At 35.3% G+C, this 13,402-nt stretch carries 15 protein-coding genes; 13 read left to right on the top strand and 2 right to left on the bottom strand.

Annotation, left to right across the window (positions count from 1 at the left end; genetic code table 11):
* Positions 1-25: 25 nt before the first annotated feature.
* Complete coding sequence (locus RCG20_RS05075) at positions 26-910, top strand: patatin-like phospholipase family protein (protein ID WP_308183158.1); 885 nt, start codon at positions 26-28, stop codon at positions 908-910.
* Positions 911-932: 22 nt separating this feature from the next.
* On the opposite strand, the gene RCG20_RS05070 is transcribed toward RCG20_RS05075, so the two are convergent.
* Both RCG20_RS05070 and RCG20_RS05065 read right to left on the bottom strand, forming a co-directional pair.
* Positions 933-1,319 carry an SA1362 family protein gene (locus RCG20_RS05070; RefSeq protein WP_308183157.1) on the bottom strand — a complete coding sequence of 129 codons (387 nt, stop codon included), beginning with the start codon at positions 1,317-1,319 and terminating at the stop codon, positions 933-935.
* Between the two features lie 58 nt (positions 1,320-1,377).
* Entirely contained in the window at positions 1,378-2,325 is a 948-nt protein-coding gene (locus tag RCG20_RS05065) for a DUF1385 domain-containing protein (protein WP_308183156.1), read from the bottom strand.
* Positions 2,326-2,556: 231 nt separating this feature from the next.
* On the opposite strand from RCG20_RS05065, the gene RCG20_RS05060 reads away from it, so the two are divergent.
* From RCG20_RS05060 to RCG20_RS05005, 12 genes are all read left to right on the top strand, one after another.
* Positions 2,557-3,054, top strand: coding sequence for a YqhR family membrane protein (locus RCG20_RS05060; RefSeq protein ID WP_308183155.1), 498 nt, complete (start codon positions 2,557-2,559; stop codon positions 3,052-3,054).
* A 103-nt stretch (positions 3,055-3,157) separates the two neighbouring features.
* Entirely contained in the window at positions 3,158-3,580 is a 423-nt protein-coding gene (aroQ, locus tag RCG20_RS05055) for a type II 3-dehydroquinate dehydratase (protein ID WP_308183154.1), read from the top strand.
* 18 nt (positions 3,581-3,598) lie between these two features.
* Complete coding sequence (locus RCG20_RS05050) at positions 3,599-4,660, top strand: M24 family metallopeptidase (RefSeq protein WP_308183153.1); 1,062 nt, start codon at positions 3,599-3,601, stop codon at positions 4,658-4,660.
* A 22-nt stretch (positions 4,661-4,682) separates the two neighbouring features.
* The gene (efp, locus tag RCG20_RS05045; RefSeq protein ID WP_308183152.1) at positions 4,683-5,240 is read left to right on the top strand and encodes an elongation factor P; all 558 of its coding nucleotides are present in this window, start codon (positions 4,683-4,685) and stop codon (positions 5,238-5,240) included.
* Between the two features lie 236 nt (positions 5,241-5,476).
* Complete coding sequence (locus RCG20_RS05040; RefSeq protein ID WP_308183151.1) at positions 5,477-5,983, top strand: DUF6803 family protein; 507 nt, start codon at positions 5,477-5,479, stop codon at positions 5,981-5,983.
* Positions 5,984-6,242: 259 nt separating this feature from the next.
* Positions 6,243-6,911 (top strand): response regulator, encoded by a 669-nt coding sequence (locus tag RCG20_RS05035; RefSeq protein ID WP_308183150.1) that lies wholly within the window; start codon positions 6,243-6,245, stop codon positions 6,909-6,911.
* A 138-nt stretch (positions 6,912-7,049) separates the two neighbouring features.
* Positions 7,050-7,496 (top strand): PCYCGC motif-containing (lipo)protein, encoded by a 447-nt coding sequence (locus RCG20_RS05030; protein ID WP_374120511.1) that lies wholly within the window; start codon positions 7,050-7,052, stop codon positions 7,494-7,496.
* Between the two features lie 11 nt (positions 7,497-7,507).
* The gene (locus RCG20_RS05025; RefSeq protein WP_308183148.1) at positions 7,508-8,164 is read left to right on the top strand and encodes a c-type cytochrome; all 657 of its coding nucleotides are present in this window, start codon (positions 7,508-7,510) and stop codon (positions 8,162-8,164) included.
* A 202-nt stretch (positions 8,165-8,366) separates the two neighbouring features.
* Positions 8,367-9,653, top strand: coding sequence for a GAF domain-containing sensor histidine kinase (locus RCG20_RS05020; protein WP_308183147.1), 1,287 nt, complete (start codon positions 8,367-8,369; stop codon positions 9,651-9,653).
* 227 nt (positions 9,654-9,880) lie between these two features.
* Complete coding sequence (locus RCG20_RS05015; protein ID WP_308183146.1) at positions 9,881-10,921, top strand: hypothetical protein; 1,041 nt, start codon at positions 9,881-9,883, stop codon at positions 10,919-10,921.
* 14 nt (positions 10,922-10,935) lie between these two features.
* Positions 10,936-11,388: a cytochrome c maturation protein CcmE gene (locus RCG20_RS05010; protein ID WP_308183145.1), complete on the top strand. Its 453-nt coding sequence runs from the start codon at positions 10,936-10,938 to the stop codon at positions 11,386-11,388.
* Between the two features lie 26 nt (positions 11,389-11,414).
* The gene (locus RCG20_RS05005; protein WP_308183144.1) at positions 11,415-13,400 is read left to right on the top strand and encodes a heme lyase CcmF/NrfE family subunit; all 1,986 of its coding nucleotides are present in this window, start codon (positions 11,415-11,417) and stop codon (positions 13,398-13,400) included.
* The last annotated feature ends 2 nt before the right edge of the window (positions 13,401-13,402 follow it).

The following is a 13,402-nucleotide window of genomic DNA, read 5'->3' as shown; positions in this document are numbered from 1 at the left end:
ATGAACATCAATGGAGGTGGCTACAATGAAAATCGATGGTGTTTTTTCGGGAGGTGGAATCAAAGGGTTGGCACTTGTCGGTGCCTATGAGGAAATTGAAAAAAGAGGCTTTCAATTTGAAAGGGTTGCTGGAACAAGTGCAGGCTCGATCGTTGCAGCGTTAATAATTGCTGGTTACACAAGTGAAGAAATTTCCAAGCTTTTGGATGAATTAGATTTATCAAAATTGCTTGATGCTAGAAAATCATTAATTCCTTTACCGTTTGCAAAGTGGTTGTTTGTTTATTGGAAGCTGGGATTATATAAAGGAAATGAACTTGAAAAATGGATAAAAGAAAAATTAGAAGTAAAGGGGTTAAAAACTTTTTCTGATCTTCCACCTCAAACACTTCGAGTTATTGCTTCTGATTTGTCTAACGGCCAGATGGTGGTTTTACCAGATGATCTAGTTAAATACGGCATTTCACCTGATTCATTTTCAATAGCAAAAGCAATCAGGATGAGTTGTAGTATTCCTTATTTTTTTGAACCCGTAAAGATGCGATCAATTGATGGAGTAAACATCCTAGTTGATGGTGGTGTGTTAAGTAATTTTCCTATGTGGCTATTTGATAATGAAAATGAACAAAAAACGAGACCCGTTCTTGGTATAAAGCTTAGCCATAGTGAATATGAGCATAAAAAGCATGAAATACGCAATGCTATTCAATTATTTGCAGCTCTTTTTGAAACAATGAAAGATGCGCATGATGCAAGGTACATTTCCAAAAAACATGCTAAAAACATAATTTTCATTCCTACTGAAGGAGTTTTAGCAACGGAATTTCAACTGACTGATGAGAAGAAGCATGCACTACTTCAGCTTGGAAAGGATTGTGCAAAGCAATTTTTCTCTTCGTGGTGTTATTAAACAAAAAAGAAAAATCGAACGTCTAAAATGACGCTCGATTTTTCTTTTTCCCTTTTTTCCCATCAATGACAGTTAGATGTACAGGTGATTTCTTTTTTGTACTTCTTTTTAAGGTTGTTAATGTTGTTTGCGAAGCGCTCCGAACATGAGGATCTCCACTTTTTTGCTGTAATCGTTTTTTTGATTTTTTTGCCGCTCTCAGAAATGCTCGCTGCTCTCGTTTCTGTGGATTAGCTTTAGTGATTAGTCGGGCGATAAAGTAAATGGCAATGCCAATCAATGCAATGACAGCTATTCTTTGAAGGAAACCGGTTGGGTTTGCTAAGAACATACCTATAATACCGATAATAGCAAAAATGATAATTCCACCGATGACAAATAATGATGTCCGATTATTCAAGAAAGCCACCTCCCTAAAAGCATCTTAAGCATTTTTTAATGGTTTTAAACGCAGAAAATAGTAAGAATTAGACAATTTCTTCAGTATTGTTGTTTTCTTTCATTGTTTCATCTTCCATATGAAGCAACTCTTGGAACGAAAGAATGGCTACCTCTACTTGGTCATTATCTGGTTCTTTCGTTGTTAAAAGTTGAAGCCACAAACCAGGAAGACCTAAGTATTTTAATAATGGTACATTTCTTACTTTGTTCGTGAGTTGAAGTACTTCAAAGGCAATTCCAAGTACGACAGGGATTAGTGCAATTCTGTCTACAACCCTTAACCAAAGTGGGGTAGTTGGAACAAGCATGTAAACAAAAACGCCAACAATGACTGTGAACAGAATAAAACTGCTCCCACAACGATAGTGAAGTCGGGAATGTGCCTGAACATTTTCTATGGTAAGTTTTTTTCCGGCTTCAAACGTGTTAATTACTTTATGCTCCGCACCATGATATTGGAACACCCTTTTAATTAAAGGCGTTAGTGAAACAAAATAAATATAGGAAAGGAGGAGAAGGAGTTTAAAAAAACCTTCAACTAAAACTTGTTCAATATCCGTTGGGAAAATCGGTTTTGTTAAAACGGCAAGGAAAACTGGAACCAATGTAAAGATAAATTTTCCAAACAGGAAAGAAAGCACCCCAATTGCAGCAACACCTAAATACATGCTGAGTTTGGAACCTTCCTTTTCGTTGATAACAGAGTCATCTTTAGGATCAACATCATATCTTTCAGTGGAAAAGGTTAGATGTTTAGAGCCATTGGCACTTGCTTCAATTATTGAAATAATTCCTCGTAGCAAAGGAATTTTTTTATAAAATGAATAAGCAGGATTTGCTTTGCGTGGTAAATGAAAATATTCCACTGAGTGGTCTTTTCTGCGAACTGCGGTAACATAATGATGCTTTCCGCCAAACATGACACCTTCAACCACCGCTTGGCCGCCGTACACGGGCTTTTGAGTATTAGACATTGTATTTATACACCAACCTATAACAGAGTTGCACACCAGTAAAAAAACTGTATGTACTCTATTTTATTCTACTCGAAAAAAGAAAAAACCTCTAGAAAGGAACAGATTTTTTACATTTTATATTAATGTACTATTTTTTGATGCAATGGAATGTATTTGATTGGACATAATATAGTAAAAATCTTATCTAATTAGAATTTTTTTGCAAAATGTGAAGATGGGGGTATTTGTATGGAAAATGAAATAAAAGAAAGAAGATATCCTAAGCCTATGTCCACCTTAACAATGGTTTTTTGGACTGGGTTATTTGGGGGGGTTTTTTGGTCTATGATTGGATATTTAGCATATTTGTTTAGTTTAACAGAGATTCGACCTACTATTATTTTAGAGCCATGGGCCCTTGGTGATTGGAAAAAGGATTGGTTGGGAACGGTAATTTCGATTATTTTTATAGGGATATTTTCTGTAGGAGCTGCCTTTGTTTATTATGTAACGTTAAAAAAATTTAAAGGCATCTGGCCTGGAGTGGGCTATGGAATTGTTCTGTTCTTGTTAGTATTCTTTGTTTTGAATCCTCTATTTCCAGGTATGAGTCCTTTTTTACAATTGTCGAGAGATACAATTATTACATCAGCTTGTATATATATTGTTTATGGGCTTTTTATTGGCTACTCCATCAGTTATGAATTTCAAAATGTAATTGTCCAAGATAATGAACCAATTACATAAGACTATATTAGTCGGATATAAGGTAATGTGATAAAATATTTATATGAGCCTATCAAGAATGGATTAGAAAGAAAATGAAAACTCAATACCTGGGAGAGGTAATATGAGAAAAATAATGTTGCTTAACGGACCAAACTTAAATCTGCTAGGGAAAAGAGAACCAGAAATATATGGTACAACCACCTTAGAAAATATTGAGTGCAAAATTACCCAACTTGGTATAACACATGGAATAGAGGTAATTTGTAGGCAATCAAATCACGAAGGCGAACTAATTGATAACTTACATGATGCTTTTGAATTCGATGGAGTTATTTTTAATCCGGGAGCTTTCACCCATTACAGTTATGCAATCCGTGATGCAATTGCAGCAATTCAGGCACCTGTCATCGAAGTACATATATCAAATATTCACGCTAGAGAATCATTTCGGCATGTTTCAGTAACGGCTCCAGAAACTAAAGGACAGATTGTTGGTTTAGGAATAAAAGGGTATGAACTCGCATTTTATGCCCTAATGGATTGAGAAGGGGAGAGAGCAAAAATGGAAAAACTAAACAAGTTGAGATCCAATTTTTCTACAGCTGGAATTGATGGTTTACTTATTACCAGCCCTTATAATCGTCGATACATTGCAAACTTCACAGGATCATCGGGAGCCGTGCTAATTAGTATGGATCAAGCACAATTTATAACGGATTTTCGTTATATGGAGCAAGCAGCAAAACAGTGTCAAGGTTTTGAAATTATCAAGCATTCAGGATCTATCCCAGATGAAGTGGCAACACAGGCTAAAAAATTAGGAATTCAAAAGCTCGGTTTCGAAGAAGATTACTTAACTTTTTCCTCCGTCAAATCGTATGAAAAAGTATTAGAAGCAGAACTAATACCAATTTCCGGTTTAATTGAAAAGTTACGCTTGATTAAGACCGATGCAGAGATTAAGATATTAAAGGTAGCAGCGGATATCGCTGACGCTGCCTTTAAACATATTATTGAATTCATTCGTCCTGGAAAAACGGAACTTGATGTCTCGAATGAATTAGAGTTCTTTATGAGAAATGCTGGGGCAACTTCATCTTCTTTTGATACGATTGTCGCTTCAGGACTTCGCTCCGCTCTTCCACATGGAGTTGCTAGTGACAAGGTTATTGAAAAAGGGGATTTTGTTACCTTAGATTATGGGGCATATTATAATGGCTATGTTTCTGATATCACAAGAACGGTTGCGGTTGGTGAACCAGTAGCAAAACTTAAAGAAATTTATGATATCGTACTTAATGCCCAATTACTCGGAATGGATGGAGTCAAGCCCGGTATGACAGGTAAGGAAGCCGATGCATTAACAAGAAACTATATTACAGAAAAAGGCTATGGAGAATATTTTGGACATTCTACAGGTCATGGAATTGGTCTTGAAGTGCATGAAGGTCCAGCGCTCTCTGTTCGTTCTGATATTGTGTTAGAACCTGGAATGATCGTCACTGTTGAACCGGGTATTTATGTACCAGGTCTTGGTGGTGTTCGAATTGAGGATGATACGATGATTACAGTTAACCATAACGAAGCACTTACTCATTCAACAAAAGAACTTATTATTTTGTAATTATATTAGGAGGATTTATCGCATGATTTCTGTAAACGACTTTAAAACAGGACTAACAATTGAAGTAGATGGAAGCATTTGGCGCGTCCTAGATTTCCAACACGTAAAACCTGGAAAAGGAGCTGCGTTTGTTCGCTCAAAGCTTCGTAACTTACGTACGGGAGCCATTCAAGAAAAAACTTTTCGTGCCGGTGAAAAAGTGGCAAAAGCACAAATTGATAACCGCAGAATGCAATATTTATATGCAAGTGGTGACCAACACGTTTTCATGGATAACGAATCATATGAGCAAATTGAACTTCCTGAAAACAGCATCGAATATGAATTGAAGTTTTTAAAAGAAAATATGGAAGTTTCTATAATGATGTATCAAGGTGAAACACTTGGAGTTGAATTACCTAATACGGTTTTACTTGAGGTAACAGAAACTGAACCAGGAATTAAAGGGGATACAGCTTCAGGTGGAACGAAGCCAGCAACGGTAGAAACAGGTCTTGTCGTACAAGTCCCATTCTTTGTTAATCAAGGTGACCATTTAATCATCAATACCACTGACAGTTCTTATGTTTCCCGTGGATAATCTGTAATATTAAAAGCCTTAGCCCGTTTATTCGGGGCTAAGGCTTTTTTGGTTAACCAGAATGTATATCCTTAAATTCTGCTAGTATATAAGACCAACTACGCCTAATCATCGCTCTTAAGGGCAGCCAATCGGCGTGTATTCTTTATTCCCAATTTATCCATAGTTTCTCCTAAGTTTTTGCATACTTTTTTAGTAATTTTAAAGTACATTCAAAAACAAAGGAGAGATTAATAATGGATATGGGCAATATGACGCATTATATGGGACTTTTAGCAGATAACCAGCCATGGAATCTAATTATCTTTATGGCTATTCCTGTAATTTGTGCAGAAACAATTGCAATTACTGAATTAGCTATTCTCTTTACACGACAGTTAAGTGGGAAACTACGAAAAGTAAATAAAGTATTTAGTATATTTGCTGGGATTTATTTTACGGGTATTTTCGTTTATTTAATGAAAACTGCCTTTATTCCGTTAACAATTCATAGTGAATGGAAAGGCTGGATCGATGTTGTCGCCGTAACATTTTATTTACTTGGAATTGTCCCACTTTTAGGTATGGCTTTGCTTGATTTGGGAATTATCTATAGAAATAAAACAGATGAGGAAAAACTTAAGGTCCATGCTGTGTTTGTTGGCATGTTTTTAGTAGTAGCGCATGTTGCAATGATCTTTGGTATGGTTGATCCAACGATTGGATCTGGTGCTTCTACAGGGCATGATATGATGAATATGTAAAAAAAGGGCTGCTGGAACTGTAATTGAAGGGTTCTTAGCAGCCTTTTTGATTTTAAAACTATTCCCAACCAAAAAGGAATATATGTATTTTTTGTGAAAAAAAAACTCTGGAATATTGAACAATTTAGTAACTAATTCTTTATCACTAGTGTGTTTAATTTATCAATACTAAAATGAAGAAGATTAAATAGACAATTGTAAAAAAATTAAAAACTGCACATCACAACAACATTTCATCTTTAAAATTGAGGGATGTAGAATGAATAAGATAAAAGTATTAATAGCTGATGACCATTATATGTTTATTCGTGGAATAGAAAGTATTCTTTCGGATGACGAGTCCATTCAGATCGTTGGAAAAGCACAAAACGGTCAAGAAGCATATGAAATGGCGAAACAGTTCAGCCCTAATGTTATTTTAATGGATGTAAATATGCCTGTTATGGATGGCTTACAAGCAATGAAAATGATCATTAAGGAAATGCCTAAGGTAAAAGTTTTAATGCTTACCGTTAATGATAAAGAAGAACAGCTTTTTGAGGCATTACGATCAGGTGCAAAAGGTTATTTACTAAAAAATCTGCTTCCTAATGAGCTATTAACATTTATTCATATGGTGAATCGAGGAGAAAGTATTCTTACTGGACCGATAGTTGGGAAAGTGTTGAATTATTTTTCAGATCATCCCCAAATTGAACCCCAAATAATGAAAACAGGGAGAAAAACGGATATTCTGACAAAACGGGAAAAGGAAATTTTAATGCAAGTGATGAAAGGAATGACAAATAGAGAAATTGCTCATGCCCTTTTTATCTCTGAAAATACGGTGAAAAACCATTTACGAAACATAATGGAGAAGTTACAAATGAGCAATCGTGTACAAGCAGCAACTTTTGCTTTAAAAGAAGGATGGCTACAGGAGCTTTAATGTAAGGAAACAAAGGCATCAGTTTATTACAGTCGTCATCGTAGAAACTTCACCAAATAGTAAGAATTATTGTCCTTATCAACCATGGATCTTTGCTAAAATAAATATAATAAATTTTATATGGAAAGGGGTGAAAGGATGAAACGAATAACCTCACTTTTCTTACTAATAGTCCTCTTTGCTGGTATTGCTGCTGGCTGTAGTTCCAAGAAAGAGGATTTGACATTGGCTTCAAAACACAAGCCTTTGCCTGATTATGTCTTAAATTCATCTGATAAGGTTAAGGAAACCTATTTAATGGCTGCAAAATACCCAGATGTTATAGCACAAGTTCCATGTTACTGTGGTTGTGGAACCCAGGATGGACATGTTAGCAATCTTCAATGTTATATTGACAAAATGGGCCCAGATAAGGCTGTAGAAGAATGGGATTCAATGAGTATATCCTGAGACATCTGTATCGATATCGCCCGGGAGGCGATAGAAATGCATCAAAAAGGGAAAAGTCCAAAGGAAATTTACCATTTGATTACCGAAAAATATAAAGACGCTGGGGAACCAACTCCAACACCTGAACCAAAATAAAGGGGTGACCCATGAAAAAAGTTTTAATCGGCAGTTATCTTCTTATCGTAATAATTGGCATTATTGTAGTGTATAGCAATAATAGTTTAAAAGATAACAAGGATCCAAAAGCTATAGCAGCTGGAGAAAAGGTATATAACCAACAATGTATTGCTTGTCACGGTGAAACTGGAAAAGGTGAGGGAGCAAAAGCAGGCACGGCACTTAACAACCAACATTTTTTAAGTGCTTTTACAGACAAAGACATATATAACAGCGTTAAATATGGAAGAGAAGGAACGGCTATGCCAGGCTTTGGTTCAATGGTTTCAGAAAAGGATTTAACTAATATGGTTGCATATATAAGGGATTGGCAAACAGAGGACTTAAAATTAACTGCTCCCAAAACCATTGCTGGTAATCTTGAAAATGGTAATAAATTGTATAACTTGTATTGTCTCAGCTGCCATGGTGAACAAGGTGCCGGTAAACTAAATATGGGAACATCACTTGCGAGTCCACAATTCTTAAAATATACAACAGACCAACAAATTTGGAATGCTACTGCTTATGGACGTGAAGATACCCGTATGGGCCCCTCCTTAAAAGGTCTAGAAGGTGTACGTCAGTTAAAAAAAGATGATATTACAGATGTTGTTACATATGTCCGTACATTTCAAAAAAAGTAAAGACAAAAGCCCTGTATCCATTGAAGGATCCAGGGCTTTTATTTTAAAGAGTAAAATTGATAAAAATAGACAATTTAGGTAATTTAATGAACAATTTAACGATTGAAACCAAAAATTAACAAAAAGTTCATTTTCATTGGAACTGGTAAAAATAGATAAAGTTTATAGTAATCATTAGATAGCAATTATGAGGAGGGAGAGTATGAAAAGTATATCCAAAAGGAATATTTATATTGCTATCCTCCTAATTATTATTTTCTTAACCGTATTCATTGAAAATATCTTCGTTTCTGTATTTATTGCTTTTGCCGAAACTGCTTTATTACTAAAAGTATTCATGTTACATAGAAGAGCGAATATGCAAAAGGAAAAAAATGAAAAGTTATATAGACTTGAAGGAAAGTTGCAAACTATGACGGTGGAAAAAGGCATTCCTATTTCAATTCTAGAAGAAATTAAGTCCATTACAGAAACCGAATTTATCGTGTATCGTTCTAGTGAGTCTGCAATGAATAGTACAAGTGGAATTGGAAGTTTACATCCTGAAAAAAATTATGAGGAACACGGTGCTGTGATGAGTCATACAATCAAATGGGGACGCCCCATTTTTGTAGAGGAATTTTCCCAATTAGAAAAGACCCCTTTTGAATCACAGGATTTTACTTTACTTAACACTGAAAAATTAATTTCAATTTACTCTGTTCCATTAATCTACAACCAGAAGGTATTAGGAGGTTTGTTGTTTGGGAGTAGATCAAAGTATGTTTTAACAGAAGATAAAAAGAAAATATTTTCTGCAATTGTAGGAATGCTTTCGATTTATTTAGAAAATAAAAATTTATATCGACAAATTGAAAATCAAGCAACAATTATTGAAAGAAAGAGAATCTCAGGAGAAATACATGATGGACTTGCTCAAAGTATTGGATTTATTAATATTCAATTGCACCGCTTGAAAAAGATGATTAAAAATAATGAATTAGAAAAAGCCATGCAAGAAATTGAAGTGGCTAGTGAGGCGGTTCAAGATTCTTATGTAGAACTTAGGGAGGCGATAGATCAGCTTAGGGATATAAATGGTTATAAAGAATCACTTGCTGAATGGATATGGAAATACACGCAAGATTTTCAAATGTCATATGGAATTCATGTTTTTGTAGACCATAGTAGCTTTGATAAGATCCAACTGACGGATGAACAAATGGTACAACTAACAAGGGTTTTTCAAGAAATATTTAACAATATTCGAAAGCATTCTGAAGCAAAGAATGTCTGGTTGAACTGTATACATAAAGAAAATAGTCTGGTGCTTTCAATCGAAGATGATGGAATCGGCTTTGACCCTTCTATGAACTATAAAAGAAAATATCATGGAAATGGACTTGTTATTTTAAAGGATAGGATCGACAGTATTCAAGGAAATCTTTATATAAAATCAGCCCACTATGAAGGAACTAAAATTGAAATACATATTCCAGCAGTGAAATAATATCTGATAAATACGCGTTGTTAATTCCAACTACCTACACTATTACCAAATGTGAACAATTTGTGGTGTTTTTTTGACAAAAACGTAACGATTTAGCCCCTTTAACAAAATGTTCAAGAGTAAATCATCTATACAGGTTAGTTTACGATTATATTTATTTCAAAGAGGACTATAGTGGAAAATGGTATTTACTATTCGATAAGTTTTCCATTTCAAGGAGGATTATTATGCTAAAGAAGTTGTTAGCTTTACTCGTTATTACAACCTTTTTATCAAACTTGGTCATAGGATTGGCAAGTGCTGAAACTTCCTTTCAAACAGAGAAATTTCCGTACAAGGAAATGGATGTTCGGGTTATGCCTGAATTTGATTATCCAAAAGATTGGCCTAAAGAACTACCTTCATTACTTGTAGCTGAGTATGGGACGATTACAAACAAGAGCGGTCAAGACTATGATGGGAAAATTGAAATACCTGTTCCAACAAAGGAGAAAAACTTTCAAATCAATCTAACAGCTGAATTTCCAGATGTGAACAAAGCTGAAGTGGAACGTCCCTATGACGTAGATAAAGAAAAAGGGATTGTATCTTGGAAACCAGTAAAGCCTATTAAAAAAGATGAGACTTATAATTTCGTAGTTGAGTATTACGTGAATTCTATTGAGGTAAAAGATCAGAAAAGCTTTAAATATGAACTAACAAATGGAGCTGACATCGACCAACTAAATGTTACTTTTTTTGCACCAATGGATGCAAAAAATATTGTTATCGAACCAAAGGCTCAAAGTAATTCTAAAAGCGAGTATGGAGAAGAACTTTATTATTACCAATACAAAGATCTTAAAAAGGGCAATAATCTTAAATATTCCTTCACCTATCAGAAAGTAAATAATGATTCAACTATGTCAGTAATCAACAAACAACAGCCACCAAAAGATGCAAACCATGACGGAACGACTTCTACAGGTACAAACGACAATAAGAATGTCAAACGCCCAATTATTGGAGTTGGAGGCGCGTCTATTATCGGGCTTGCTATCATCATTGCTGGAGTATTTGTTTTCCTTGGCTTAAAGGGTAATCAAAAACCGCAAAAAACGATCACAAACAATGCTAATAAATCGAATAAAAACCAATCTAAGAAACCAACCGTAAAAAAAGAAAGTAAATTCGCCAATACCGAAGAAAAAAAGGAACTACGTAAGAAATTGTTAAACGGAAAGATTGATCAAGAAACCTATGAAGAAGAAATGAAAAAATTAATTTAAAGAGGGTGAATGGTATGAAGAAAAACACGATCATTTTATTGGGTGGTTTTATCATCGCGGGTGCAATTGTTTTCCTATTAATGGCAGCAACGCCGGGATCAAGTGGGATTGAATTAACAATGAAGCAACTTGTAGCTACACAGGACCAGCACAAAGATGACTTTGTTACGGTTGAAGGCTTGTTAGTTGAAAAATCAATAAAGTGGAATCCAGATAAAATTCAATTAAAGTTTGATCTAAAAGATTCTCATCAGAATATTTTACATGTTAGCTATGACGGAGTTAAACCGGATAATTTCTCTGAAGGGGTAATTTGTATTCTGCAAGGTTCTCCGACAGGAAACAATAATTTCAAGGCTGAATCTGTTAAAACAAGATGTCCATCCAAGTATGAAGGTAAAGATATGAAAAATTACGATCCAAAAAAACATGCAGAAATACTCGATAAAAAGCTAAAAGATAAATAAGATGCCACATTTAAGAAGGTGACGAAATGTACTTATTTGCAAATGCAACCATATATATAGGCTTGGCTATGGCAGTCTATTCCCTTCTCATCATGACGTTGGGAATAAGCACGAAAAATCAAAAGTTTATTAATAGCGGCAAAGGTGGAATCATTTCAGTTTTTATCTGTGCAGGGCTTGCAATGCTTGCGCTGTTTTATCTATTAGGTTCTTCAAACTTTAATTATGAATATGTCGTTGATTACACAAGCAGTGAGCTTCCAATCGTCTATAAGCTAACCGCATTATGGGCAGGTAACGCTGGTTCATTACTATTATGGACATTCTTTTTAACACTCTATATGATCATGATCACCTTCTCAAGAAAAATGAAGGGAAATCCTATGGTTCCATATATTATGTCCATTCTATTGGCTAATACAGTTTTCTTTTTCCTTATTCTCGGATTTGTAGCTAAACCATTTGCTCTAATGGATATAGTTCCCGCAGAAGGAAAAGGGCTAAACCCAATGCTACAAAACCCAGGGATGATTATTCATCCAGTTACACTGTACCTTGGGTATGTTGGTCTTGCTGTTCCGTTTGCATTTTCAATAGCAGCTCTTATCATGAAAAATGTAGACGATTTTTGGATTAAAATGACGAGACGTTGGACGATCATTGCATGGTTGTTTTTAAGCTTAGGAAATATTTTTGGTGGTCAATGGGCTTACGTAGAACTTGGTTGGGGTGGCTACTGGGCATGGGATCCGGTTGAAAATGCTTCTTTTATGCCATGGCTAACAGCAACAGCCTTCTTGCACTCAGTCATGATTCAGGAACGGAAAAATATGCTAAAGGTTTGGAATATCAGCTTAATTATTATTTCATACGCTTTAACTCTTTTTGGTACATTCTTAGTCCGAAGCGGTGTTCTAACATCTGTACATGCGTTCTCAAACTCAAATTTGGGTTTATATTTCTTAGTGTTCATGGGGGTAGCTGTAATTGGCTCTCTTTATGTATTAATGAGTCGGTATAACTTGCTGAAAAGAAGTGCAGGGGAATTCAATTCATTTATTTCAAAAGAAAGTTCTTTCTTAGTAAACAATCTATTATTGCTTGGTGCAGCATTTGCCGTTTTTTGGGGAACCATTTTCCCATTAGTTTCTGAGGCTGTGAGGGGAACAAAAGTAACAGTTGGGATCCCATTCTTTAACACGGTTGAAGCACCAATTCTATTGTGTATGATGTTTGTAATGGCAGTTTGTCCAATGCTTGCCTGGCAAAAATCGAGTGTAAAGAATTTAAAGAAAAACTTTTTAATTCCGGCTTCGCTCGCTGTTATTGGCATGATTTTAATGGTTATTCTAGGCATTCAGAAAGCTTGGGCAGTTATCGGTTATGGAGTTATTATTCTATTATTGGTAACTCACTTTTTAGAGTTTTATAGAGGAGTTAAAGCTAGAAGAAAGATGACTGGCGAAAATCCTTTCGTAGCCCTTTATCGGTTGATGGTTAAAAATCGTCGCCGGTATGGTGGATATCTTGTTCATCTTGGAATTGCATGCATCACAATGGGGATAATTGGTTCTCAAAACTATGACTTGCAAACAATGAAGACAATTGCCCTTGGAAAATCAATTGAAATTAAAGACTATCGAATTAATTATGAACGTCTGGACCAGAAAAAAGAGGGTGTAAATGACGTTGTTTTTGCGGATGTAGAAGTCTTTAAAGATGGTAAAAAGCTAGGCTCATTTGAACCTAAAAAGGTGTTCTATGCTAATACGGAGAGTCAGCCTTCATCAGAGGTTGCTATCATTTCTTCCTTGAAAGAGGACTTGTACATTGTTTTAAGTGCTTGGGAAAATGATGGAAAGGCCACTTTCCTCGTAAAAGTGAACCCTATGATGGATTGGTTATGGATAGGTTCTTTCATGATTGTTCTCGGTGCACTGTTTGCCGTTTGGAATGGAAAATACCATAACATTACTCCGAGATACACTGGAGTACGTAAAGAGGTGGCTTGATT

Origin of the sequence: Neobacillus sp. PS3-40 (assembly GCF_030915485.1) — a bacterium.
Classification (GTDB): Bacteria; Bacillota; Bacilli; order Bacillales; family Cytobacillaceae; genus JAUZPL01.
Note: the sequence above shows the minus strand (reverse complement) of the source record. Positions and strands in the feature narration are given on the sequence as shown.

Bases quoted from the DNA above. Each gene is read 5' to 3' on its own strand.
- RCG20_RS05035 (WP_308183150.1), top strand. From the start codon at position 6,243: ATGAATAAGATAAAAGTATTAATAGCTGATGACCATTATATGTTTATT.
- aroQ (WP_308183154.1), top strand. From the start codon at position 3,158: ATGAGAAAAATAATGTTGCTTAACGGACCAAACTTAAATCTGCTAGGG.
- efp (WP_308183152.1), top strand. From the start codon at position 4,683: ATGATTTCTGTAAACGACTTTAAAACAGGACTAACAATTGAAGTAGAT.
- RCG20_RS05010 (WP_308183145.1), top strand. From the start codon at position 10,936: ATGAAGAAAAACACGATCATTTTATTGGGTGGTTTTATCATCGCGGGT.
- RCG20_RS05020 (WP_308183147.1), top strand. From the start codon at position 8,367: ATGAAAAGTATATCCAAAAGGAATATTTATATTGCTATCCTCCTAATT.
- RCG20_RS05015 (WP_308183146.1), top strand. From the start codon at position 9,881: ATGCTAAAGAAGTTGTTAGCTTTACTCGTTATTACAACCTTTTTATCA.
- RCG20_RS05060 (WP_308183155.1), top strand. From the start codon at position 2,557: ATGGAAAATGAAATAAAAGAAAGAAGATATCCTAAGCCTATGTCCACC.
- RCG20_RS05005 (WP_308183144.1), top strand. From the start codon at position 11,415: ATGTACTTATTTGCAAATGCAACCATATATATAGGCTTGGCTATGGCA.
- RCG20_RS05050 (WP_308183153.1), top strand. From the start codon at position 3,599: ATGGAAAAACTAAACAAGTTGAGATCCAATTTTTCTACAGCTGGAATT.
- RCG20_RS05065 (WP_308183156.1), bottom strand. From the start codon at position 2,325: ATGTCTAATACTCAAAAGCCCGTGTACGGCGGCCAAGCGGTGGTTGAA.
- RCG20_RS05025 (WP_308183148.1), top strand. From the start codon at position 7,508: ATGAAAAAAGTTTTAATCGGCAGTTATCTTCTTATCGTAATAATTGGC.
- RCG20_RS05075 (WP_308183158.1), top strand. From the start codon at position 26: ATGAAAATCGATGGTGTTTTTTCGGGAGGTGGAATCAAAGGGTTGGCA.
- RCG20_RS05040 (WP_308183151.1), top strand. From the start codon at position 5,477: ATGGATATGGGCAATATGACGCATTATATGGGACTTTTAGCAGATAAC.